The following is a 22,187-nucleotide window of genomic DNA, read 5'->3' on the forward strand; positions in this document are numbered from 1 at the left end:
GTCCCCGGTACAGCGCCCCCGGCAAGTACAGGGTGGCGTGCTCCCCACGCACGCGGGGATGGTCCTACCGGCAAGAGCTGCAGCGCGACGGCGGGCCGGTGCTCTCCGCGCACGCGGGGATGGTCCCGATCAGCAGCAGGCACGCCACCCAGACCGGCAGTGCTCCCCGCGCACGCGGGGATGGTCTCCTATTGAGACGGAGGGGCCTGGCTGGCGGCGTCCAGGGCGATCAGGTTATGCAGAACATCGACATAAAGCGTCCGATGTTCTCGGCGTCCGCCTGCAGTTATCTCGAAGCATCGGTCGCGACCTGAGCTCGTCCTCGTTGTGGACCGCGCTTGGGCGTTGTTCGCTCGACCAGATCCTTTCTGTTCTCGGTGAGGGCATGCAGTGGGGTGGCGGTGTCGAATGTCCACCACTTCAGCGTGGTGGGACGACGTGTGGGCTGGTGCCCGTGGCGGTTACGGCGGGGCATGATGCGCGCCCCAGCGGGGGAGTTTGGCTGAGTGCAGCAGCGGGGTCCGCTGGGCGGTGATCGTGATGTGGCTGGGAGGGATGCCGAGTAGGTCGGCGGCTTGTTCAGCAAGTGCTGTGCGGGTTGTGGCGCTGAGGGGAGTCAAGGTGTGGACGGTGACCTGGTCGGGGCTGGGGTGGCGGACCATGGCGCAGCGCCGTCCCAGGATGGGGCCGAGTGCGTCGAGGGTGTCGCGGGGCCAGTACCCGTTTACGGGGTGGTCGTCGGCGCGACCCAGCAGTCGTAGCCGGCCGGTTTCGTCGATCCGGCCGAGGTCGGTGGTCTGCAGGAGCGGGCCGGTGGCGGGTTCTGCGGGGTCGAGAGGGAGGGCCAAGGCGGGGCTGGCCAGTTGTAGGAGTGGGTGGGCGTCGTTGTTGATGATGGTGGTCACGCCGGGCATGGCGGTACCTACTGTGCCGGGCGGGGCGGCGGGGGTGGTGTCGAAGTGTGTGAGGGAGGCGGTCTCGGTCAGCCCGTAACCTTCACGGACGTCGATGCCGTGAGTGCGGTAGTCGGTGATGGCGGTGCTGCTCAGGGGGGCGCCTCCGGAGTCGATGGTGAGGTTTCCGGTCGGCGGCGGGGACGGGTCGGCCTGGTCTAGTACGACCGGGTTGGCCAGGACGATGACGCGGTCTGCGGCGGGGGCGAGTCGGGTGGCCTCCTGCAGGACGCGAGGGAAGGCGTCGACCAGGTGCAGGCGGGCGCCCAGGCGGGATGCGAGCAGGCCCCCGGCGATGAAGGTGAAGTTGTAGGCGGCTGGGAGGGCGGTAACGATGATGGTGTCGGCGGTGGCTTGGTAGATCGTCTGGTACCAGCCAGTGACGGTGTCGAGCTGGTCGAGGGTGAATCCGTAGCCGCGTGGCCGTCCGGTGGTGCTGCCGGAGCTGAAGAGCGCCAGGTCCCATCTGTCCCGGACGTCGTCGCCGGGGACGGATGCGGGCTGGGGCGGCTGCTGGCCGGCCTGGAGGTGGAGGCCGATGCCGGGGGGGGCGAGTACCTGTGGGCCAGTGGGGAGTAGCGCGACTTGGTGTCCGGCCGTCAGGGCGGCGGCGCCGAGCGTGGCGATGCCGGGCTGGTGGTCGCCGGTGAGCAGGCAGGTGCGGCGAGGTGTGGGCGTAGTCAGGGATGGGGCCAGGCGGGCGGCGTAGGTGTGGGCGGAGATCGGTTCCATGCCGGTCGTGGAGATGGTCCAGTCACGCATGCCATACCTCCACGGTCGGCAGGTGGGCAGAGGTCACGAACGCGGCGGTGGTGGCGGCCGCCGCCGCCAGTGCCAGATGGGGAGGCCGGCCGGTACGGGGTGGCGGTGGAGGGCCGGGGGTGGCGGCTCGCATCGGGACGCCGATGTCGGGAAGGCGGAGTATCAAGACCGCGATGCCAGGCGGGGCGGTGTCGGCTGCGGCGTGCCGGAAGGCTTCTTCGGCGGCGGCCTTGGCGGCGGCGTAGATCAGGGTGGCGGGCTGGGCGTCACCGATGACGTCGCTGGAGACGAGGACGGTCGGCAGAGGCCCTGCGGAGGCGCCGGGCTGGCGGCGGGTCTGGGTGGCGGCGTCCAGGAGTTGCAGGTGGGCCCAGCAGTTGACCTGGGCGCAAGTGGCGGCCGCTTGTATGTCGATGCCGTGCAGGCTGGCGCGGGCGTCCATCCCTGCCGCGCACACCAGCGCGCCGATCGGGGGTCCTTTGGCCAGGCGGCGGCCGACCCGGGCGACCGCTGCGGGGTCACCCAGGTCAGCCGGAACGAAGCGGCGGGTAGGTGCGGCGCGAGGCCAGGGGCAGGTACGGCCGAGAGCGACCAGCTCGCCGGGCCAGACCGGGGCGAGCGCGCGCAGCAGAGCCGTGCCCACGGTGCCGCTGGCGCCGGTCAGCAGCAGCGCCCCCTGCTCGGGCGCGTCGCTAGTCATCGGTGAGGACCATGCGGCCGGTGACGGCGTTGAAATGCAGGGTGATGAGGCGCAGCGGCAGGTTGAGCAGGCGCAGCAGTTCCCGGACGCGGTGCTGCTGAACCTCGTAGTAGTCCTCCAGCACGTTCAGGTGAGTGAACACCGGGTCGGCCTCGTCCAAGACCTTCTGCACCAGGGCGGTGATGTGGGGGTCGGGCCGGTGCGGGTCGGTGACGTCGGCGAAGCGGCGGTAGTAGGCGGCCAGGGCGGCCATGGTCGTGTCGTGCCGGGGCCGCTTGCCGGCGAGGCCGGGGGAGGGGGCACAGCGGGACATGATCGCGGCGGCGTGCTCGTGGGCGCCGATATCCAGTCGGTAGCGATCGTTGAAGTAGCGGTCGAAGCGCGCCGGGTCGCTCCGGTAGATCAGGAGCGCGGCCTCGAAGAACACGCATCCGGTGATGGGGGTGCCGCTGTAGTCCTCGAACAGCTCGCAGTGGCTTCCGTCGTCCAGCGGCAGGAACAGGTTGCCGCCGCGGTGCTGGAGCCGGTTGGCGAGGCGGCTGTTGCGGAGCCGCTGGTGAAGTGCGACCACGATCGCGCGGACGATCGGGGACGATTCGCAGATCAGATGCATCGGCGCCGAGCCGAAGGCACTGGTCAGGTACTGCCGGTAGATGGCGGGGGTGAGCCGGACCTGGACGTGGTCGTCGTCCATCATCGGCGTCAGCAGCGGCGGCCGGGTTTGCCGTGCGGCCAGCAGGTTCAGGGCGGCGGCACCGATGGCGGCGCCGGCGTCTTGGTCGAGATCGAGCTCGCGGTCCAGGTGGATGTGGGCAGCTTCCACACTGACCACGTCGGGGCCGTCCCATGCGGCCAGCAGTTCGCGGCTGCGGCCGGCCAGGAGTTCGAGGGTGGGTCGGGCCGTAGTGTCCGGGGCGGCGAGGATCGCTGCCGTGGTACCGGCCGTGGTCTCGGTGACCCAGGCCGCCGCAGGCCCGGAGGCGGCGACTCGGTGGCCGCAGACCGTGGTGGCGGCGCCCGCCTCCAGCCGGGTCACGGTGGGCAGGGTGGCGGCGACGCGGCCAATCGCGTCGCGTTCCGCCCCGGACCTGCCGGTGTCGGGCAGGGGCTGATAGTTCCAGGACACGACGGTGACACCGCCGATCCCGTCAGCCTGGACAACGGCCATCTCCACCGGCGTGCCGGCCTGCTGCTCGTGGCAGTGAGCCCAAAGCGCGAGCGCGGCTTCGGCCGGGGTGAGGTACTCCAGCAGCATGCCTAGTTCAGCGCGGTGCTGGCGCCGCAGCCGCCGCCGCTGGCTGCGGACCACCATCCAGTAGTCCGGGCTGGCCGCCGGAGCCGCCGTGGTCAGGCCCGGGACGGGCTCGGACTCGGCCGCCTGCCCTGGGCGCAGCCACGGCACCGGCAGCCGCGTTCCTCGCTGGAGAAGCCGGGAGCGGGCGACGATGACCAGCTCGGACAGCATCTTCAGCGGGTCGGGAAGCCGCTGGGAGCCGCGCAGCCGCCGCAGCGCGTGCTCGGCGGCGCCGGCGGCCAGGCCCAGGCTGCCGATGTCGACGATGCGCGAAAAGTGCACCAGCTCCTGCTGCAGCTCGCTCGGTCCACTGCCCGCCCCAGACCAGGTGCCGGTCTCCAGGAACGCTGCGGCCAGGTCCACCACGTCGGCGTCGTGAGCGGTGAGCGCGTCCAGGAAATCGGCCGGGACCGCAGGGCCGTGCAGGAACGTCAGCACCGCCAAGCGGCGCAGGACCCGCTCGAAGGCGGCATCCACGGTCTCGGGCGGTAGCTGCGCTGTGGTCGGGTGGTCCAGGGGCGAGTACGCGGCCAGCAGATCCCGGGCCAGCGTGGTGCGCCGGTCGCGATACGTACTGGTGAAGATCATGGGGTCTCCCAGGTGTCGACGTTCCGGGTCACCCTCACCTCACCGTGCGTACACGGCTTGTGACGACCCCGCCGGCAGGGGAGCTGTCCGGTCAGCGACACCCCGCTTGCCGGGGTCCCCTTCCGCTGGGCGCCCGGGGTACGTTCACGCGCGTGACCCAAGGCCGCGCGGCCGGCGGCGAAAGGCAGCCGGTGAACCATGACGCCATCCGCGAGCGCATGCTGCGCCGCGGCGCGAGCACCGGGCAGATCGCCGCGGCCCTCATGAAGGCCCTCGACATCAACCCACGCGTCGCGTTCCGCCGCGCGCTCGGCCTCACCCAGGCGCAGGTCGCCGACCGCTACAACCAGCGGTGGCCCGCCATGACTCCCAAGAGCCGCAAGGAGATCTCCTACTGGGAGTGCTGGGGCGGCCCCGCAAGCAGTAGCGGCTCGGCTTCCGCGCGCGCCCCGTCCTATCAGGACCTGGTGCGCCTGGCCGAGCTGTACGGGTGCCTCATCGATGACTTGCTGAACGGGCCGCGCTACGCCCCGAGCCCGCCCACAACCGTCCCCTACCAGGTGCTCACCGACGTTCTATCGAGTCTGGGCGCCGTCGACGATTACGCTGAAGAGGACCACCCCGGCGGCAGCGAGCAGATGGGCGAACCGGCGCCCGTGGTGCTCCGGGCCGCTGTCGGAGACGGGAGCATCATCGTGAGGCTGTCGCGCCGCCAATTCCAGCAACTGCTCGCCGCCGGTGGATTGGCCGCGCTGCTACCCGACACCGCACTCGCCCAGACCGGCGGCAACGGCATCGCCTCGTTCCGCCGTACGCTGACCGCGCACCAGTCGGGACACCATCTACTGTCACCCTCCGCGCACATCAGCGCCTTGGCCGAGACCGTACGCGACGTCAGCGCCGCCCGCGCGCAGGCGCCGACCGCCGAACGCGGCCCACTCCGCCAGCTGCAGGCCGAGTACGCCGAGCACCTGAGCTGGCTGAGCCGTGAGACCGGAGATCTGCCCGGCTGCTGGCGATGGGCCGACCGCGCCACCGAATGGGCACTGGAAGCCGGCGACACCTCGATGGCCACCTACATGATGCTCCGCCGCGCCGCCGTCGCCCTCGATCAGCGCGACCACGTACGCGCCGCCGAACTCGCCCAAGCAGCCCGACACACCAACTGGTCCGTTCCCGCGCCGTTGCAGGCCGTCGCGCACCTGTATCACGCGCGCGCCCAGGCCGTGACCGGCGCCATCGCCGAGGCTGACCTCGACCGCGCCGACCAACTGCTGCGCTCCTCCCTGGCCGTGAACGGCCCCGCCTACCTGCGGTTCTACACCAGCGACTTCGGCCAGCTACAGCGCGCCACCTGCTACATGTCCGCCGGCGTCCCCGACCGGGCGGTGACGATCCTGCAGGGCCGCCTCACCGCGCTACCCGGCACCCACCACCGCGACCGCGCCGTTCACCTTGCCCGGCTCGGCGCCGCGCACGCCGCCGACCAGGTACCCGACGCCGCCGCGACCGCAGGGCTGGCCTCGCTGACCGAGACGCGCCGCGCCGGATCCCAGCCTGCCCGCGCCGAGCTGATCGTTCTCGACCGCACCCTGACCGGCCGATGGCCCCACCAACCCAAGGTCCGCGAACTGCACGCGGCGCTGATGGACGATGCCCGCGACCGCCCACAGAACCCGACGTCAACTCGGCAGAGCAAGCAGCCATGACGGCGACCGCTGTCCGCCCGTCCTGGAACGAGCTCCCTGAGCCGCTGCGCGACGGCCTGGCCACCCGGCTCGGTTCGATCCAGCACGCCGAGGTTCAGACCGGCGGATTCACCCCTGGCCTGGCCGTACGACTGCAACTGACCAGCGGCGAACGCGCCTTCGTCAAAGGCATCGCCGCCGACCACGTTCTAGCCGACCGCTACCGCACCGAGGCACACGTGGTCGCCGAGCTGCCCACAGCGGTGCCCGCTCCCGCGCTGCGCTGGACGCAGGAGATGGCCGGGTGGGTGGTCCTGGCGTTCGATGACGCCAGCGGACGCCACGCGAATCTCGCGCCCGGCTCACCTGACATCGGCCGGGTCGTCGACATGCTCATCCGCCTGGGCCCCGCCCTGACGCCCTGCCCGCTACCGCACGCGCCGGTTGCCTCGGTCGAACTGGCCGATTTCGTGCACGGCTGGCGCGAGCTAGCTGCCGAGCCCCCGGCCGACCTGGATCCCTGGGCGCGCCGCAACATGGACCGGCTGGCCAAACACGAGACCACATGGCTGTCGGCCGCCGACGGCAACACCCTCCTGCACGGCGACATCAACGCCTCCAACCTGCTGATCACCAACGATAAGGTCCTGCTGATCGACTGGGCCCAGCCGGTGCGCGGAGCATCCTGGATCGACATCGCCGACCTCATCCCCCACCTCATCCTGGCCGGGCACACCCCGCCCGCAGCCGAACAAGCCGTCGCACGGGCCGTGCATGCCACCGGCGTGGACGCCCAGACGATCACCAGCTACGCCGTGGCCTTTGCCGGCTATTGGACGCGGATGAGCCGCCGACCCGCCCCGCCGGGCGTCCCCAACCTGCGCGGCTACCAAGCCCGCGCCGCGACCGCCGCCCTGGCCTGGGTAGCCCACCGCACCCGCTGGCCGACCTGCACGCTGAACTGATCCGCCGCCGCGTTACCGGCTGGACGATCCTCGCCGTGGTCGCGCGTCACACGCCGCCTACCAACCTCGACGCCGTGGGCGCGGGCGCCGCCCATCTCTACCGATAACAGCCCGGCGCCTTCACGACCGACCCGGAACTCATCTGTTGCTCGACTACGACAGTGCCCTAGCCGGTGCGGAACCCTGACCGGAAGGTACTGGCTATTGGCAGCCGAACTTCGTCCAGCAGCGCTGGATGCCAGACATGGTCAGCCCGCGCAGCACCCCAGCGTTGGGCTATCCCGGCGTGCGCAGGGAGGAGTGCGCGCGGTGGGATCATCCCCGCGTGCGTGGGGAGCAGCACGCGCCGCACGCGGTGCTCATCGACCCCGAGGGACCATCCCCGCGTGCGCGGGGAGCAGGGCCTCGGACAGGGGTCGCTCGTTCTGTTCCGAGGACCATCCCCGCGTGCGCGGGCAGCAGCCGGCTTGGTCGGCAGGGCGAGGAGGAAGACGGGGACCATCCCCGCGTGCGCGGGGAGCAGCACGGCAACCACTCCAGGTCAGCGCTGCTGCTGGGACCATCCCCGCGGGCGCGGGGAGCAGGCCACGGCCAAGACGAACTTGTCGCGGGCGGCGGGACCATCCCCGCGTGCGCGGGGAGCAGCGCAGGAACTCGTCCCCGTGCCGCTCGGCGTAGGGACCATCCCCGCGTGCGCGGGTGACAGCGGCCAGCAGGATTTCCCCAAGTACGGCCAGCTAAGGCTGTGACTCTCGGTCATGGTGAAGGGTCGCAGTCCATCAGCTGGAGAACAGAAAACATTGCCGTCTACTTGACGGCTGAGGTGCTGCCGATGAGGATCAGAAGGAGCCGCGCCTCAGGGGGCCTCAGGTGTGGATTCTGACTCCAACTGGCCCCGCGGCTTGAGGCCGTGGGCGGGCCATACCGAATCCTCGAACTTCGGAGCCGGCCAACGTGATGAAGCGACTCGCCGCTGTTGTTGCCCTGCTGGCCGCCCGAACAGCCTCGCTCCTGGGGCCGGGAGGGATGCGCGCCCTCGCACGGTTCAACAAGTACGTCACCAACCCGATCCAGCGCCTATGGGCTCCTCACCTGCCGTATTACGCGGTCATCGAGCACACCGGCCGCAAGTCCGGCAGGACTTACCAGACTCCGGTCATGGCTTTCGTCCAGGACGGCGAACTCGTCGTCATGCTGAACTACGGCACCGAGTCAGATTGGGTCCGCAACCTGCAAGCTGCCGGGACGGCGACCGTCGTGCAGCGGGGCGGGCGGTATCGACTGACCGATCCCAGCGTCGTCCCTTCCGATTCTCCGGAACTCCCAGCGGCGGTCCGAGCAGCCGCAGGAACTCGGGCACGAAGCGCCCTCTACGGCACGCTCATGCCGGACAGCCCGCCTATCCGCTGAGCCTCTGCCTTCACGATCGGTGGCCGTAGCAACATTCAGAGTCCTGACTTAATGCCCGCAGAGTCACGCAAAGTGAGATCCGTGGCCATATAGCTCCCCACTAACTGGCCGTGGGCGGGGAATTGGAAATGGCCACCAACACGCGGGGAGCAGGTGAGCTCGACGGATCCCTTCAGGACGGCAGTGGGACCATCCCCGCGTGCGCGGGGAGCAGGCGAGCGACCTTCGCGCCGGTGCTCGGGCCACGGGACCATCCCCGCGTGCGCGGGGAGCAGTTCCACATGCCGATCAGCAGATTCTTACCAGCGGGACCATCCCCGCGTGCGCGGGGAGCAGACGCGGGCCACGTTGGACATGTCCTCGGCCATGGGACCATCCCCGCGTGCGCGGGGAGCAGGAGCGTGAGCGCTGGCCGTTGCCGTACTGGACGGGACCATCCCCGCGTGCGCGGGGAGCAGCACCTCGCCCTCACCCAGCTCGGCGACGACATGGGACCATCCCCGCGTGCGCGGGGAGCAGGTAGAACCGGCGCGCACGCGATCAGGCGCCGCGGGACCATCCCCGCGTGCGCGGGGAGCAGCACCCGAACGTCGCGGCGGCTCTCCGTGTCACGGGACCATCCCCGCGTGCGCGGGGAGCAGACGACCTTCCCTGACGAGAGCTTCGACACCCTCGGACCATCCCCGCGTGCGCGGGGAGCAGTTGGCCCGCCACGTCTTGACGTAGAAGCAGGCGGGACCATCCCCGCGTGCGCGGGGAGCAGGACGCGGGGAACCGCTGCGACCCGTTCGTGCCGGGACCATCCCCGCGTGCGCGGGGAGCAGGGACGTCGAGCCGCCGCCCCCGACCGGCGTCGGGGACCATCCCCGCGTGCGCGGGGAGCAGCCGCAGCCCCCGTGATGGTGCCACTCGGGGCTGGGACCATCCCCGCGTGCGCGGGGAGCAGTTCCTGCGCGCCTTCGCCGCGACGACCGCCACGGGACCATCCCCGCGTGCGCGGGGAGCAGGGGCTGGTGCTGGCCTACAAGAAGTCGGCGACGGGACCATCCCCGCGTGCGCGGGGAGCAGCGCCGGTGTAGCGCAGCGAGTTGACGTAGTCGGGGACCATCCCCGCGTGCGCGGGGAGACAGGTGGGCTTTGGGGCCCAGGGGAACAGCGGCGAGGGACCATCCCCGCGTGCGCGGGGAGCAGCCTGTCCGGCACCGGTACCAAGGCGGCGTCCGGGGACCATCCCCGCGTGCGCGGGGAGCAGATGTACCTGAACCCGGTCAACGGCCACGTGGAGGGACCATCCCCGCGTGCGCGGGGAGCAGTCGCGGGGGCAATCGGCCACCCATCGGCCCCAGGACCATCCCCGCGTGCGCGGGGAGCAGTTCTTTGCGGCGGACTGCGCATGGTAGTAGGAGGGACCATCCCCGCGTGCGCGGGGAGCAGTACCCCGAGTACGTCATCCCGACCGACCCCAAGGGACCATCCCCGCGTGCGCGGGGAGCAGCGGTGGCGGCATCCGGTGTTCGGGACGCGCACGGGACCATCCCCGCGTGCGCGGGGAGCAGAACACCGTGGTGAAGGACTTCTTCACCTCTTCGGGACCATCCCCGCGTGCGCGGGGAGCAGCTGCGGATCAGCCTGGGTGATCAGTGGGAAGCGGGACCATCCCCGCGTGCGCGGGGAGCAGTGGCCGGGGGTGTAGGGGCCGCCCAGGTCGTCGGGACCATCCCCGCGTGCGCGGGGAGCAGAGCCTCGGCCGGCGGATCGGGGGCAACCTTGGGGGACCATCCCCGCGTGCGCGGGGAGCAGAAGGCCGAGGGCCTGCGCTGCGGGGACTGCCAGGGACCATCCCCGCGTGCGCGGGGAGCAGGTGGCCTGCTCCATCAGCTGCTCCAGCTCCCCGGGACCATCCCCGCGTGCGCGGGGAGCAGGACCATGGCAAAGCCAACGAAGAGCAGTGGCGGGGACCATCCCCGCGTGCGCGGGGAGCAGGCGGTCGTCGCCGGCGCGCCCACGCAGGCGGAGGGACCATCCCCGCGTGCGCGGGGAGCAGCCGGGCGGCGAGGCCGACCAGGTCGGCGAGGAGGGACCATCCCCGCGTGCGCGGGGAGCAGGCTGGCTGACCTGGGGGTCTACCGGCTGGTAACAGCAATTTGGAGCACTTTTGCAGATTTGGACATTTCGGGCGTGGGGTGGGGTGGTTGGTGATGGCGGAAGCGGGGTGGCCACATTTCCAATGTAGCGGCGTTCGGGCTTGCGATCCCCGTGCTGTAGGCCCCGCGCATGCGGGGATGGTTCCAGTTACGCCAGGGCCAAGACTGGGTGCTCCCCCTGGCACACCAGACGGTCTTGGGGGGCCAGTCGCGCCGGTGCTCTTGCATACGCGGGGATGGTCCGGACGATCAGAGGTTGGACAGGACGTGCAACTACTGCTCCCCGCACCCGCGGATGTCTCTAGGCGGGCGAGGTGAAGACGGGGTCTCCCTTCCTGTAGTCACCAGTTGCTGGCGGTAGCGGCCAGGGACTAGGGCACGATTTCGTCGAAGCAGCCCGCTGTTGTCGACGATGACGAGGTTGGAGTGGATGGCGCACGGATTGCTCCTCACCGGCTCCGTAATCAGGTACAGCGACGAGGACACGCCGTGTCGCGGCGTCCTTGGAACTGGCGACCTGGTGTGGCAGCTTTAGAGCGCAAACATTCTCAAGCTGCTACAGGTGTAGCGACTCTGGGTGTCCATCGCGGCGAGATAGCCGAACCACCGGAAGGGAGATCTGAAATGTCCGACTTTCAGTCCCATCTGGGGAGTATCGATGAACGAGAACCTGGAGCCGGGTTCGGGTGCCGAGGAGACCACACGCCTTGCTGACGCGTTGTGGCAAGACGTCCAAGCGCTCAATCAAGCGACGGCCGCCTCGCAAGGGCTGAGGCAGCCGGCAGTGCACTCGGTGGTAGCGAGTCTCATCAAGACGGTGGACGAGCTTCATCAAACGGTGCAGCACATCGGCGAATACATCATCGAAGAGTTCGCCGCCGAGCGTCTCGAGGACCACGCGGACCGGCAGGAAATCGTTCAGGGGGTTCTGCGTACGCAGGATGCTTTGGCGGATGCCGCCGCTCGCGGAGAGAGATTCGAGCAGGGCTTGTCCCGTGTTCAGGAGGCAGTGAGCGCGCTTTATGCCTCTGAGCGAGAAGGACGGAGGCGGGAGGGTCGGCAGCATCGGTCCATGCCGAGTGAACCGACTGAGGCTATCGCCGCGCCCGAAATACAGAACGCAGAGTTCCCGAACGCCATTGGGGACATGCTCGACCATCCTCCGCCGTCCTCGGCTGATCACCGCTCACCGCCCGGTTCCTCACCCGCCTCCCGGTCGCGGCTGTCGTCGTGATCGTTCGGTCCGCGCGGAGAACGCAGGTCAAGCTGTGGAGGCTCCCGGACTGCCGAGATTAAGCTTGAAATTCTGGAGCGTGCCCACGATGATCGGCCAGTGCGACGTCATCCAAACTGGACCTACGCGGAGGCAGTGCTAGCGCATGTTATTCCCGGGGCGACTGGCTTTGACCCCGACAAGATTCCAGGCTTGGGAGTCGGTCGTTGGGAGAGGTTCGAGATCGATGATCGTCATCCCGGGGACGTGACGATTGCCTTTCTGGAGTATTGCCTTGCCCGTGTAGCCGGCCCTTTGGTCGTCGTCATTGACGAAAGCTACGCTGCTGGAACGGGGCCTTTGTTTGTGGCTGGTGAGTACCTCGCCGAGTTTGCTGCGACGTACACGGAGACGATCGGCTCCTCGCTCGTGGACGGCGACACCGTCGTGGTGTCCCCGGTGCCTGGGCGCGTCATCGTCGTCCATCACAACGGCCTGATCGACATGCTCCAGGGAATCGAACAGCCGGGTCTGTAGCGATCGCAGGGAAGGCGGCGGAGCCGCTGCGGAGGCGGTGGCCTGGTGCGGGTACGACTACGCCCGCTGGCGCGGAGCAAGAAATGGTGTAAGTGACACTTACACGCTCTGGACCGGGCGCGGTCCAGAGCTGCTATCCGATCGATGGCGGTCATCCAGGGGGACCAGCGTCATCGATAGGGAGGTCAGTGCAGCGTTGGGGACGGCGCGGAGTGGGCGAACGGGGCAGGGGCATCGGCGTGCTCGGAGGCGAGGGGAGCGGCGTGCTCGCAGTGTCCGAGTGGCTTTCAGCGAAGAGGAGTTCGTTGCCGTCTCATCGGCTGCTGGGCGCGTTGGCATGGCGGTCGGAGCATACACAGCGGCCGTCGCCCATGCCGTAGCGACAAGGGCCGATCCACCGGAGTGGTCGCCGTTGACCGAACTAATGGCTGAGGTGATGCGGGCGGCGGGTCAAGCGCGACGTATCGGGGTGAATCTCAACCAAGCAGTGGCTGCACTTCATTCTCTCGGCTTCCCGGACCAGGCGCTTCGGGAGTATGCGCGTGTCGCGGCTAAAGCCGCACACGACATGGATGAGGTCGCAGAGGTGATCAGAAGAAAACTCTCTTGAGGAGCTCCCTTGGAGTGCAGATTCTTGAGCTGTCGTGTGCTCTAGGCTGTTCTTTGTTATCCGGTTTTGAGGGTGTTGTCGGGTGATTGGGAAAGTGCTGCGGGGAAACCGAATTCAAGGGCTGATCCGTTACCTTTATGGGCCGGGTAGGTTCAACGAGCACCACGACCCTCACATCGTCGCAGGCTTCGATGAAGCGAGTGCTCTGGAACCGCCGCTTCGAGCGGATGGCGGGCGAGACTTCCGCCGGTTGGACGGGCTGATGCGGCAACCGCTCACCTTACTGGGTAAAGGCAACCACCCGAGGCCGGTCTGGCATCTTCCGGTTCGGACCCACCCGGACGATCCGGTGCTCACCGATGAGCAGTGGGCGGATATCGCGGCTGAAATCATGCACCGTACGGGGCTTGCCCCGTTCGGTGATGGGGAAGCCGTCCGCTGGTTCGCGGTCCGGCATGCAGACGACCACATTCACATCGTCGCTACGCTGGCCCGCCAGGATGGCGTTCGGCCACATGTATGGAACGACGGTTATCGAGTGCGAGCGGCATGTCGGGCGGTCGAGGAGCGTTATGGGTTGCGGTGGACGGCTCCTGCCGATAGGACTCCGGCCAAGCGTGCCAAACGCGGGGAGATCGAGAAGGCTGCCCGTCGGGGGAGGCCTGAGCCGTCCAGGAGCGCCCTGCGTCGTCAGGTGATGACCGCAGCGGCCAGCGCACAGAACGAGGCCCAGTTCTTCGAGTTGCTAAAGGGCGAAGGATTCCTTGTTCGCGAGCGTTCCCGCACGATTACTGCCGACCAGGTCACGGGGTATGCGGTTGCGCTTTCCGATGACCTCAGCTCGCTGGGAGGTCCAATTTGGTTCGGGGGAGGAAAGCTAGCTGGTGATCTGACGCTGCCCAAACTCCGGCAGCGATGGACAGCGAACGAGCTGCGAAGCGGCCCATCTCCGGTTAATCGTCCGCCGACCGGGCGTCATCTGTCTCAGCGGAGTACTCGTATCGTCCTACGCGACACGGTCCGTCGAGCCGCGGGCCAGGCCCGGGACACCGACGAGTTCCTGGACCGCCTGGAGGCGGCCGGCCTGATGGTCAAGCGACGATTCAGTCGTACCGACCCAGGCCAGTTGACCGGCTACGCCGTCGCCCTTCCCGACCAGACGGACGATGACGGCCCTGCCTGGTACAGCGGAGGCCGCCTTGCGGAGGACCTCACCTTGCCTCGCCTCCAGCAAAGGTGGAGGACACCCCGCGAGGCATCGCAAGAGTCCGAGGCACAGGCTCTGGACCTCACGGTAGAAGAGCGCCAGGCGATCTACGAGGACGCAGCCAAGGCCGCCGCCTCCGCGACCGCCCAGATCCGCCGTCATTTCGCCACGAACCCTCATGCTGCACGGGATGCTTGCTGGGCGGCCTCCGACGCTCTGCACGTGGCCGCCAAGGCCACCGGCAACAAGCACCTTCGCCGAGCCGCCGACGCCTACGATCGCGCGGCCCGTCCTCCATACGGGAGGATTCCCAGACCCACGGCGGCCGGCAACAGCCTGCGTACGGCAGCGCGCCTGCTCGCGCTGACATGCCCGATCGGCGCCTCGAGTTCGGCCGTGCTCTTCCTGGTGACCAACCTTGTCCTGCTCGTGGAGAGCATTGTCCAGCTGCACCGCGTCCAGGGGAGACGCGCTCAGGAGGCCGCGGCCCGTACGGCCAGACTGCATCTTGGCAGGGCCACGCCGACGCCAAGGCAGCAGGTTGAGTGGCTGGTCAACCCGGATGCGAAGCCGTCGCCGGCCACGCTCGCGATGATGGCCTTTCCGGTTCCCTGGGCTCCGGCTCACCCCGGCGGAAAGACGGCGGAACCTCGCGTCCGACCGCGTCGTGGCTCCACGGAGCCCATCCCTGAACGTGGTCCATCCCTCTAATGATCTGCTCTGGCGGGAGAGACGTCGCGTTGAGCGCGGTCGGCGACGGCGGCGGCGAGAATCATCTCGTTCACGACCCGGCGGGTCTCGGGAGAGAGGTCGATGAGAGCGCGTAGTACGTCGATGCTGAGCGCGCCGCTCTCCAACTCGCGGTGCAGCGCCTTGAACGTCAGATCGTCGCGGGCGGGGGCACTCTCGTCGGGAAACCCGAAGTACCCCAGCGGCACGCCGAAGAAGGTGGCGAGCGCGATGAGGGTTTTGAACTGCGGGTTGTCCTGGCGGCCGGTACGCAGCTTCCAGACAGTGGTGGAGGAGATGTCCTCATCGGTGGCGGCGGCGATGGCGGCGGCCGCGTCCACGTTGTTGCGGGGCGGCGGGGCATCGGCCGGCCACAGGTTCTGGATCAGCCACTCGATCTTCTCTGCCAGCGAAGCGGACGGGGAGACGTCACCGGCATCGCTTGGGTTCGTCCTGGGCACGAACTCTCCGCTCATATTGACTGAAGTTGCTGAGACACGCCGATCGTCGATCTTGATTGACCGCTGCTGATCCGTGATGCATCGTCGATGTTGTGAACTTTAGTTGATGGCCGGTGTGGTTCATCGACTGACACGACGGGGGAATCGATGTCAACGCTGTCCATGACGATGCAGGCTGAGCTGGAACAACGGCGGGTTCATCTGCTTCGGCTGCACTTCGAGCTCAAGCGGCTCGGAGCCGCCGTGCGCGTCCGCAGACCACGTAACGGGCGATGGCGGTTGCGCATCCGCGCGGGGGAGTGGTCAGAGACCGTCATGTGCGCGGGTGCTGAAGGTGCGTACGCGTACGTCACCGCCCACGGTCGTCTGCTCGGCCCGGTCGACGACGTTCGTTACGTCGGTCGGCTCCTCGTCTGGATGACGGAGAGAAGGCAACGGTGACCGCCGTACTCCGCATACCGATCCCGGGCTCGAGCCGACCATGCAGAACTAGCCCCGCGTTCGGGCTGGTGACGTTTGCGCAGGAGAGCTGACCATGCCCGCACCTGCTCGAACGCCTGATGAGGAAGCCCGGCAAAACAAGGAGCGGCGACGCCGAGTCGAGATACTGAACGGGATCGCCGAGCACGAGCTCTCACGGCTGTACAAGGGGGAGCTCTCATGGGGCGAGTGTCTTGCGCAGGCGCGTAGGCATGGGCGGTATGGGTTCACCAACACCCTGCTGATCGCGGCACAGCATCCCTCGGCGACTGACGTTCGCTCGTACGACGAGTGGAAGCGACAGGGCCGTCAGGTGGTACGAGGCGAGACGGCCATACGCATCGTCTCTCGCTCAGCGACGTCCCGATCCGTCTTCGACGTCAAGCAGACAGACGGAAGAGCGGTCGCCAGCCAGGCGCCGCTGAACCCGGGCGACGCCTTCCATCAACTCCACCGGTTGGCCAGCGACCTGAAGCTCTACGTGGACAGAGGGCAAAGCTGGTCTTATGCCGGACGTCCCGAACGGCGGATCCCGATCCCTCTTGACCTGGGCGATGTGGATGCCGCCACCTTGCTGGCTCACCAGCTCGCGCACGTTCTGCAGAGAGGTGACCGCCGAGACGCTGGTGTCCCTTGCCATGGTGTACGTCGCGTGCGGACGGACTCGATCGCCTATCTGGTCCTGGCTCACCTGGGGATGGACGTTTCCCACATTTCCTTCTCTCCGGTACGCAGCTGGGCCGGAGAGGACGTCCGCGCCAATCCCCAGGTCGCGATCAAGATGGTGGGGGAGGGTGCACTCCGCGTCGCCTCCCAGATCCGTCGTCGTCTCGAGGCGTTGCCGCCGGCTCTCGCGCCTCGTGTAGAGAACAGTGCGGAGCTCGTTCAACCGAAGTCAGAGCACCAGGACTATGCACGGGACGTCCTGCTCGCCGTCCACTCGGACGCCCACGCCTTCTACCGCGATCGTCTGGCCGCAAGCTGGGCACCTGGCTACCTGGTCGAGCGCGGATTCGGCGACTCAGCTCAGCAGCGCTGGCAGATCGGATACGCCCCAGCCAAGAGGAACGCGCTCGTCGAGCATCTACGTCGCCTTGGCTACGCCAACGAGGTGCTCGTGGCGGCAGGATTGGCGAAGTATGGGCCAGATGGGAAGCCGTACGACACCTTCCGTGACCGGGTTCTCCTCCCACTGCGGGAGGCGGAAGGCGCGATCGTGGGCTTCATCGGTCGCCGGCGGGATGGGTTGCCTGGGCCCAAGTACCTCAATAGCCCGGAGACAGCCGTGTTCCGCAAGGGCGAGCTGCTGTTCGGGTTGCATGAGGGGCGCGCTCGCTTGAACCAGGGCGCTCGTGCGCTCATTGCCGAGGGCCCGTTGGACGTCATCGCGCTCGACGCTGCGGCCATCGACGACCATGTGGCGCTTGCCCCCTGCGGAACGGCCATCACCGCTGCGCAGCTCGACGCGATCGCACGTCATGCCGACCTGGACACGACTGGAGTGCTCCTAGCCCTGGATGGTGACCGTCCAGGCGCCAAGGCGATGTTGCGTGCATGGAACACGCTGAAGCAGGTCGAAGGCCCCGTGGAAGCCGTTTGTCTCCCAGACGGTAGAGATCCGGCCGACGTCTTCCGTCACCATGGGTGCGCAGGCGTGCGTGAAGCGCTACATTCTGTGCGTCCGCTTGCCGATCTGGTGGTCGACGCGAGCATCGAGCGATCCGGGGGGACGCTCGAATTCGCCGAGAACAAGTTGGCGGCGGCGCGTGCCGCCGCCAACTTGATCGCACAGATGCGAGCACCTGAGGTTGCCCGGCAAGTTGCCCGCGTCGCTACCCGGACGGGTCTGGACTCCGCAGAGATGACCGCCATCCTCACCGCGGCCATCAGTCCAGAGGGAACGGGAAAGGGCGTCGCCGCTGCGGCGGAGGACTTTCCGTTAGCCCCGCTCTCTGAGCCCACACCTAGCCCCGGCGTTGCAACCGCCGGGAAGAGCGGCCGACCAGGCCACTCGTCTCAGAGAAGCCGGCACCCCTGACGCCGACCAACATCGGAGATCGATATGAGCGTCGAGCAGCATCCCGAGCCCATCACCGAAGGGCTCGTCCATAGTGGCCAGCGCATGGTCCAGGTCGTCGCACTGGCCACCGCCGTACAACAGGGCTACGCCCGGCGAGTGGAGCGGTTGAGGGCAGCGAGCGAGGCTCGTGAGGCCGAAGCCGAACAGGCGGCGGCGCTAGAGCTCAAGGCATCCTTTGAACAGGCCCGTGCCCGCTGGGCGCCGGCTCACGATTCTCGATGGCTGCGCAAGGCCAACCTCCTGTTCGTCGCCGAGGCCTGGGGAGCTGCCGTACCGTACGCAACCGACAGCGCTTCGGCCGCTTCGGCCGTACGCAAATGTGAAGATCGCCTGCGCGACCTGCACCCCCATGGGATGAGCCACTACGACCGTGCCCGTGGGGCAGGGCAGGACCCGCTCATCGCGATGGGGGAGGCCGCCCCCTTCTTCGCCCGTGACCCCAACGTACGGACCGGCGACCCCGCGGCGGCCCGGCCAGAGTTGCCCAAGGGGACAGGGGTTCGCTGGGCGGCCAATTTTCACGGTCCCGACCGCAGCGAATGGGAGGAGGTCCTCCAAGAGCAGCGGGCCCAAGGGATTGCTGATGGTCTCGGCACGGAACGTCGTCGCGAAGGTCGCGAGCTTCACCCGGATGAGCTCCGCACCGTGCTCACGACCACCACCAACCTGCCCGAGCACATCATCGCCAAGGTGGCCGGCGCAGCGGACGGAACGGCCGAGGCTCGGCTGGGATCGTTCACGCCGATGGAGCTGGCTGCTGAAGACTTCCCGCTCTCGATCGACGACGCGATGGCGGTGACAGCCGCGCGAGCAGGCGGCACGCCGGAGGCTAAGAGAGCGACCAGCCAGACTCCTGACCGAAACCGACGTCGCAACCGCTAGCCGAGAAGGGACGGAACCGTGTACGCGCTCACGTCGAACTCGCTCTTCTGGCTTCTGCTGATCGGAGGCCTCATCGTCCTTGCCGTACTACCAACGCTGATAGCCCTGGCCAGGGGCGCGGACGAGATCATGCTGATCGTTCTCGTCAACGTTCTCGGATGCGCCATCGTCCTCGGTTGGCCTGTCGCCCTCCTCATGGCCATCAAGTGGCCACGACGCAGCGAGGTCCTGCGGCGGCCTCGGAGTCAGAGGCGTTCGAGTCCCACCTGAAACGCGCGTGAGGGGGTGTTTCTGTCGGTGAGCAGCCGTGTGAGTGCATCGATGATGTCGTGGCGCGTGCGGCGGTCAGCTCGTAGGTGGATCTGGGCAGTGCCGCCGAGGCGCAGACCAGCTCGCCGTGCGTGCCGGTGAGGAACTGGACGTTCACGCAGTGTCGTCGATGCCCTCGGACTTCATCGACAAATGGTGTCACTGCTCGACGACGGGGCCAAGAACCCGGGTGTATCCCTGACCTGCGACGACAGGTCGAGTGAGACACGCCATCGAGCCGGATCTCAGTTGATCGGGTCCGCCATAAGCGAGTCGGATCGGATGACTTGAGAGGGGCCGGTTCTCCGGAGAAGGCCATTGGACACGGATCGCCCTCCTGGTCGATGAGCCCACGCTGAGCCCCCCACCCAAACGAGATGTCGCCCGCGTCCGGTCAAGACCGGGCAAGACTCCGCTGATCAGAGGTCAAGTTCGCCGCTGGCCATCCTGCGCGAGAGGTCCTGCCAAGCCGTGCGTGCGAGCATCAGGTTCGGGCCTGTCGGGTCCTTGGAGTCACGGAAGGCGATCGCTTCGCCCAGGTCGGCGATCTCGACGCAATCGCTGCCGGTGCTGCTGCTCCGGCGGGACTTTCGCCAACGTGCCTGGGATGCGTCAACGAGGAGGCTCATCGGACTGGTGGTACTCCTTGGCGATGTCGGCGATCAGAGCCACCGAGTCCTCCTCGGAGAGCGCCTGATCGGAAATCCGGTCAAACCTCACATTACAGCGCGTCACCTGAGCGACGTCCTCGACGTAGATCTCGCCACCCATGCCCTCGAGATAGACGACATCAGGGTCCAGCGGCCCCTGGAAGCTCAGGATCACGAACGGTCCGTCCATGCCGGCATGCTCGCCTGTTGCGGCTGAAAGGATCCGAAGGCTGACGTTGGGCTTCTTGCTCTCGTTCACCAGCGCGTCGAGCTGCCGTGCCATCACGTCGGACCCGCCGACCGGGCGCCTGAGGACGGCTTCGTCCAGGACGACTCTCAACGACGAACCGTCCTGCCGTTCCAGGATTGTTCGCCGGGCCATCCGTGCCTGAAGCCGTCGTAGATGTACCTCTTCTGAGTCTTCTGGACTTCCGATCCGGATGAGCGCCAGTGCGTAGTCGCTGATCTGGAGCAGGCCCGGTACGAACTGGACCTGCCAGGTCCGGATCTGAGCGGCGTCGTCCTCCAGTTCCGCGAACGATCCCGTGAGCACGTCATTGAACGCCGACCACCAGCCGCGCTTGCGGATGTCCTTGGCGAGCTGCATCAGTGCGAGCTTGAGTGCCTGGTCCCCGCCGTAGAGGGCGAGCATGGCCGCGACGTCCGCCGCTGTCGGCCGCGTCCTGGCGGTCTCGAACCGGACCAGTTTGGGACGGCTCCATCCGAGAGCTGCTGCCGCGGCTTCCATGGTGAGGCCTGAGTGTTGGCGGGCTTCACGGAGCTGGCGGGCAAGGCGACGGTGCCGGACGGTCGGGCTCTGATCGGGCGTCATGAGTCACCAGTGTGGCAGCTCGACGTGATCACATCGCGTCTAACCCGACATTCGGTCGAAGAAAAATGAACAAGTGCATGGACAGGTGCGCATGTTCGCATCATGATGGTCGTGACGACACGCTCACAGTTCGTGATCATCGCCGCAGATGGTCGGTGAGTACAGGCACAGCCATCGACAAGGGCGGTCTGGCTTCCTCATCTAGCGGCACAAGTCCTGGGCGGAGACCGAACACCCAGGCAGACGGGAAATGAAGCGGTCCCGGACGCGATGCTGGCACACCGGTCCGGGACCTCGATCGGACGCAGGAGGTCCGACCTATGCACGATCGTACGAAGCACTGGTCGACCGGGGCGACGGCACCCGCCGTACAACCTCGACGGCGCCTCATCGGTGTGGCACCCAAGCGGGCCGTGTCATGACCACAGCGACGATCAGCCCAGCGCCATGGGCCATCGCCTACATCGATCCCGAGGCGGCGTTGGCCCAGCTCGGCCACCAATTCCCTGGTGTGTCGATGTGGGTGGGGGAGTTCACCGGCCGCTACTGGGCCCTGGTTCGTGACCAAAGCAACCGAGATCACCTGGTCGAGGCGGTGACACCGACCGAACTCAGCCGCAGGATCACCTCCCTGTTCCCTCGCCCGTCCGCGCCGCACCCCCGCCCATGCCTCAGCGGCCCCGAGCAACACCTCCGCGAGGCAAGCGCCGCTGCAAAGCGACCTCCGAAATCACACCGTGGGTCGTTCCGCCGCGCCCTATGCCTCGTCGCCCAGGGCGAGGGTCTCAAGATCGGGCCCGACCGCATCGCGTGTCACGCGTACCAACCCGGGACACGCGCCCAGCTGAGGGGCGGCCGTCCATGACCGGCACCGCGAACGCCATCCCGGCAGGAGAAGCATGCACCTTCCAGCTTCCGCCGGACCCGAGGTGCGCCTCACTCGCACGATCGCTGCTGGCGGAAACAATGAGCACCCTCATGCTCCCTGGCCGGCTTATAGATGACGCCAAGCTCTCTGTCTCGGAACTGGCGACCAACGCCCATGTACACGCCGGCCAGCCAGCGGTGCCACCCGAGTTGTGGATCTGGGCTCGGACCCGTCCGCGTCCCGAACTGGTCATTTCGATCTTCGACACCTCACGAAGCGCTCTGCCGACCACCGCGGAGACCGACCTCCTGGCCGAACATGGAAAGGGCCTCGGCATCGTCGCCGCGCTTTCCTCCGAAACAGGGGCACACTTCACGCGCTCCCGGCTGGCATGCGCTCCCGTGCGCGGCAAGGCCGTTTGGTTCGCGATCCCTCTGCCCGCGACATGGCCGGACTGCCTGGTCGCGCCAGCACATGCCGCTCAACGGCTGCTTCTTGCCCTGCAACAACGCGGGATCCACACCGTCTGCCGCAGCGACGACATCGGCATCTCTGTCATCACCGCGGGCCAACTCAACGTGTGGGTCGAGCACAGAGCCTTCTCCTGGCGCCAGAGCAAGGGCTACACCCATCAGCCGCTGATCGACGTGCAGGAGACCGCCGAACAGATCGTCGGACACATCGAAGCCGGCCGCTCGATCCGTCACCTACTCCCTAGACCACCCCGCGAGCCGACCCGATAGAGCGGCGGCTCGCCGGGTGAAGGGCTCGGGGCCACGACGTTCCCTCCCGTACGCCGTGGCCCCGAGCCCTGCCAACCACGCC

General features: G+C 68.0%; 17 protein-coding genes and 3 CRISPR repeat arrays (1 of these 20 only partly in view). Of the genes, 11 read left to right on the forward strand and 6 right to left on the reverse strand.

Translation table 11 applies throughout. The annotated features are described in order from the left end of the window. A CRISPR array of direct repeats spans positions 1 to 188; the repeat unit is 28 nt; it begins 878 nt to the left of the window's first position. A gap of 273 nt (positions 189 to 461) precedes the next feature. Genes ACH34Q_RS10860 through ACH34Q_RS10870 form a run of 3 tightly spaced genes read right to left on the reverse strand, consistent with a single transcriptional unit; the run spans position 462 to position 4,297 of the window. Further along, complete coding sequence (locus ACH34Q_RS10860; RefSeq protein ID WP_395982691.1) at positions 462 to 1,715, reverse strand: AMP-binding protein; 1,254 nt, start codon at positions 1,713 to 1,715, stop codon at positions 462 to 464. Next, entirely contained in the window at positions 1,708 to 2,415 is a 708-nt protein-coding gene (locus ACH34Q_RS10865) for an SDR family NAD(P)-dependent oxidoreductase (protein ID WP_395982692.1), read from the reverse strand. The genes ACH34Q_RS10860 and ACH34Q_RS10865 overlap by 8 nt, the downstream gene beginning before the upstream one ends. After that, positions 2,408 to 4,297: a hypothetical protein gene (locus ACH34Q_RS10870; protein WP_395982693.1), complete on the reverse strand. Its 1,890-nt coding sequence runs from the start codon at positions 4,295 to 4,297 to the stop codon at positions 2,408 to 2,410. Before ACH34Q_RS10870 ends, ACH34Q_RS10865 begins: the two co-directional genes overlap by 8 nt. Positions 4,298 to 4,449: 152 nt before the next feature. On the opposite strand from ACH34Q_RS10870, the gene ACH34Q_RS10875 reads away from it, so the two are divergent. From ACH34Q_RS10875 to ACH34Q_RS10900, 6 genes are all read left to right on the forward strand, one after another. Beyond that, positions 4,450 to 6,006, forward strand: coding sequence for a hypothetical protein (locus ACH34Q_RS10875; protein WP_395982694.1), 1,557 nt, complete (start codon positions 4,450 to 4,452; stop codon positions 6,004 to 6,006). Next, positions 6,003 to 6,950 carry a phosphotransferase family protein gene (locus ACH34Q_RS10880; RefSeq protein WP_395982695.1) on the forward strand — a complete coding sequence of 316 codons (948 nt, stop codon included), beginning with the start codon at positions 6,003 to 6,005 and terminating at the stop codon, positions 6,948 to 6,950. Before ACH34Q_RS10875 ends, ACH34Q_RS10880 begins: the two co-directional genes overlap by 4 nt. Positions 6,951 to 7,261: 311 nt before the next feature. After that, a CRISPR array of direct repeats spans positions 7,262 to 7,650; the repeat unit is 23 nt; unit sequence GGGACCATCCCCGCGTGCGCGGG. A 257-nt stretch (positions 7,651 to 7,907) separates the two neighbouring features. Further along, complete coding sequence (locus ACH34Q_RS10885) at positions 7,908 to 8,360, forward strand: nitroreductase family deazaflavin-dependent oxidoreductase (RefSeq protein WP_395982696.1); 453 nt, start codon at positions 7,908 to 7,910, stop codon at positions 8,358 to 8,360. A gap of 124 nt (positions 8,361 to 8,484) precedes the next feature. Continuing rightward, positions 8,485 to 10,465: a CRISPR direct-repeat array (repeat unit 29 nt; unit sequence GGGACCATCCCCGCGTGCGCGGGGAGCAG). A gap of 697 nt (positions 10,466 to 11,162) precedes the next feature. Continuing rightward, complete coding sequence (locus tag ACH34Q_RS10890) at positions 11,163 to 11,738, forward strand: hypothetical protein (protein ID WP_395982697.1); 576 nt, start codon at positions 11,163 to 11,165, stop codon at positions 11,736 to 11,738. A gap of 192 nt (positions 11,739 to 11,930) precedes the next feature. Beyond that, the gene (locus ACH34Q_RS10895) at positions 11,931 to 12,254 is read left to right on the forward strand and encodes a hypothetical protein (RefSeq protein WP_395982698.1); all 324 of its coding nucleotides are present in this window, start codon (positions 11,931 to 11,933) and stop codon (positions 12,252 to 12,254) included. A gap of 860 nt (positions 12,255 to 13,114) precedes the next feature. After that, positions 13,115 to 14,782: a relaxase/mobilization nuclease domain-containing protein gene (locus tag ACH34Q_RS10900; RefSeq protein ID WP_395982699.1), complete on the forward strand. Its 1,668-nt coding sequence runs from the start codon at positions 13,115 to 13,117 to the stop codon at positions 14,780 to 14,782. On the opposite strand, the gene ACH34Q_RS10905 is transcribed toward ACH34Q_RS10900, so the two are convergent. After that, the gene (locus ACH34Q_RS10905; protein ID WP_395982700.1) at positions 14,779 to 15,261 is read right to left on the reverse strand and encodes a hypothetical protein; all 483 of its coding nucleotides are present in this window, start codon (positions 15,259 to 15,261) and stop codon (positions 14,779 to 14,781) included. The two genes, ACH34Q_RS10900 and ACH34Q_RS10905, sit on opposite strands and share 4 nt — an antisense overlap. A gap of 147 nt (positions 15,262 to 15,408) precedes the next feature. Between ACH34Q_RS10905 and ACH34Q_RS10910 the strand changes: the two genes are divergently transcribed. From ACH34Q_RS10910 to ACH34Q_RS10925, 4 genes are all read left to right on the forward strand, one after another. Further along, positions 15,409 to 15,702, forward strand: a complete 294-nt coding sequence (locus ACH34Q_RS10910; RefSeq protein ID WP_395982701.1) for a hypothetical protein — start codon at positions 15,409 to 15,411, stop codon at positions 15,700 to 15,702. 94 nt (positions 15,703 to 15,796) lie between these two features. After that, entirely contained in the window at positions 15,797 to 17,779 is a 1,983-nt protein-coding gene (locus ACH34Q_RS10915) for a toprim domain-containing protein (RefSeq protein WP_395982702.1), read from the forward strand. A gap of 24 nt (positions 17,780 to 17,803) precedes the next feature. Next, the gene (locus tag ACH34Q_RS10920; RefSeq protein WP_395982703.1) at positions 17,804 to 18,703 is read left to right on the forward strand and encodes a hypothetical protein; all 900 of its coding nucleotides are present in this window, start codon (positions 17,804 to 17,806) and stop codon (positions 18,701 to 18,703) included. Positions 18,704 to 18,721: 18 nt separating this feature from the next. Beyond that, a complete protein-coding gene (locus tag ACH34Q_RS10925) occupies positions 18,722 to 18,973 on the forward strand; it encodes a superinfection immunity protein (protein WP_395982704.1) in 252 nt (83 codons plus the stop codon). Between the two features lie 458 nt (positions 18,974 to 19,431). On the opposite strand, the gene ACH34Q_RS10930 is transcribed toward ACH34Q_RS10925, so the two are convergent. Continuing rightward, positions 19,432 to 19,641 carry a DUF397 domain-containing protein gene (locus ACH34Q_RS10930; protein ID WP_395982705.1) on the reverse strand — a complete coding sequence of 70 codons (210 nt, stop codon included), beginning with the start codon at positions 19,639 to 19,641 and terminating at the stop codon, positions 19,432 to 19,434. After that, positions 19,625 to 20,494 carry a helix-turn-helix domain-containing protein gene (locus tag ACH34Q_RS10935; RefSeq protein ID WP_395982706.1) on the reverse strand — a complete coding sequence of 290 codons (870 nt, stop codon included), beginning with the start codon at positions 20,492 to 20,494 and terminating at the stop codon, positions 19,625 to 19,627. The genes ACH34Q_RS10930 and ACH34Q_RS10935 overlap by 17 nt, the downstream gene beginning before the upstream one ends. Positions 20,495 to 21,355: 861 nt before the next feature. Here ACH34Q_RS10935 and ACH34Q_RS10940 point away from each other — a divergent pair. Continuing rightward, entirely contained in the window at positions 21,356 to 22,105 is a 750-nt protein-coding gene (locus ACH34Q_RS10940; protein ID WP_395982707.1) for an ATP-binding protein, read from the forward strand. Positions 22,106 to 22,187: the final 82 nt, after the last annotated feature.

Origin of the sequence: Actinomadura sp. 9N407 (assembly GCF_044326315.1) — a bacterium.
Taxonomy (GTDB): Bacteria; Actinomycetota; Actinomycetes; order Streptosporangiales; family Streptosporangiaceae; genus Spirillospora.

What these genes read in the sequence shown, in the direction of transcription:
- ACH34Q_RS10860 (WP_395982691.1), bottom strand. Translation starts at nt 1,715, where the DNA reads ATGCGTGACTGGACCATCTCCACGACCGGCATGGAACCGATCTCCGCC.
- ACH34Q_RS10865 (WP_395982692.1), bottom strand. Translation starts at nt 2,415, where the DNA reads ATGACTAGCGACGCGCCCGAGCAGGGGGCGCTGCTGCTGACCGGCGCC.
- ACH34Q_RS10930 (WP_395982705.1), bottom strand. Translation starts at nt 19,641, where the DNA reads ATGAGCCTCCTCGTTGACGCATCCCAGGCACGTTGGCGAAAGTCCCGC.
- ACH34Q_RS10915 (WP_395982702.1), top strand. Translation starts at nt 15,797, where the DNA reads ATGCCCGCACCTGCTCGAACGCCTGATGAGGAAGCCCGGCAAAACAAG.
- ACH34Q_RS10935 (WP_395982706.1), bottom strand. Translation starts at nt 20,494, where the DNA reads ATGACGCCCGATCAGAGCCCGACCGTCCGGCACCGTCGCCTTGCCCGC.
- ACH34Q_RS10940 (WP_395982707.1), top strand. Translation starts at nt 21,356, where the DNA reads ATGACCGGCACCGCGAACGCCATCCCGGCAGGAGAAGCATGCACCTTC.
- ACH34Q_RS10890 (WP_395982697.1), top strand. Translation starts at nt 11,163, where the DNA reads ATGAACGAGAACCTGGAGCCGGGTTCGGGTGCCGAGGAGACCACACGC.
- ACH34Q_RS10870 (WP_395982693.1), bottom strand. Translation starts at nt 4,297, where the DNA reads ATGATCTTCACCAGTACGTATCGCGACCGGCGCACCACGCTGGCCCGG.
- ACH34Q_RS10885 (WP_395982696.1), top strand. Translation starts at nt 7,908, where the DNA reads ATGAAGCGACTCGCCGCTGTTGTTGCCCTGCTGGCCGCCCGAACAGCC.
- ACH34Q_RS10920 (WP_395982703.1), top strand. Translation starts at nt 17,804, where the DNA reads ATGAGCGTCGAGCAGCATCCCGAGCCCATCACCGAAGGGCTCGTCCAT.
- ACH34Q_RS10880 (WP_395982695.1), top strand. Translation starts at nt 6,003, where the DNA reads ATGACGGCGACCGCTGTCCGCCCGTCCTGGAACGAGCTCCCTGAGCCG.
- ACH34Q_RS10910 (WP_395982701.1), top strand. Translation starts at nt 15,409, where the DNA reads ATGTCAACGCTGTCCATGACGATGCAGGCTGAGCTGGAACAACGGCGG.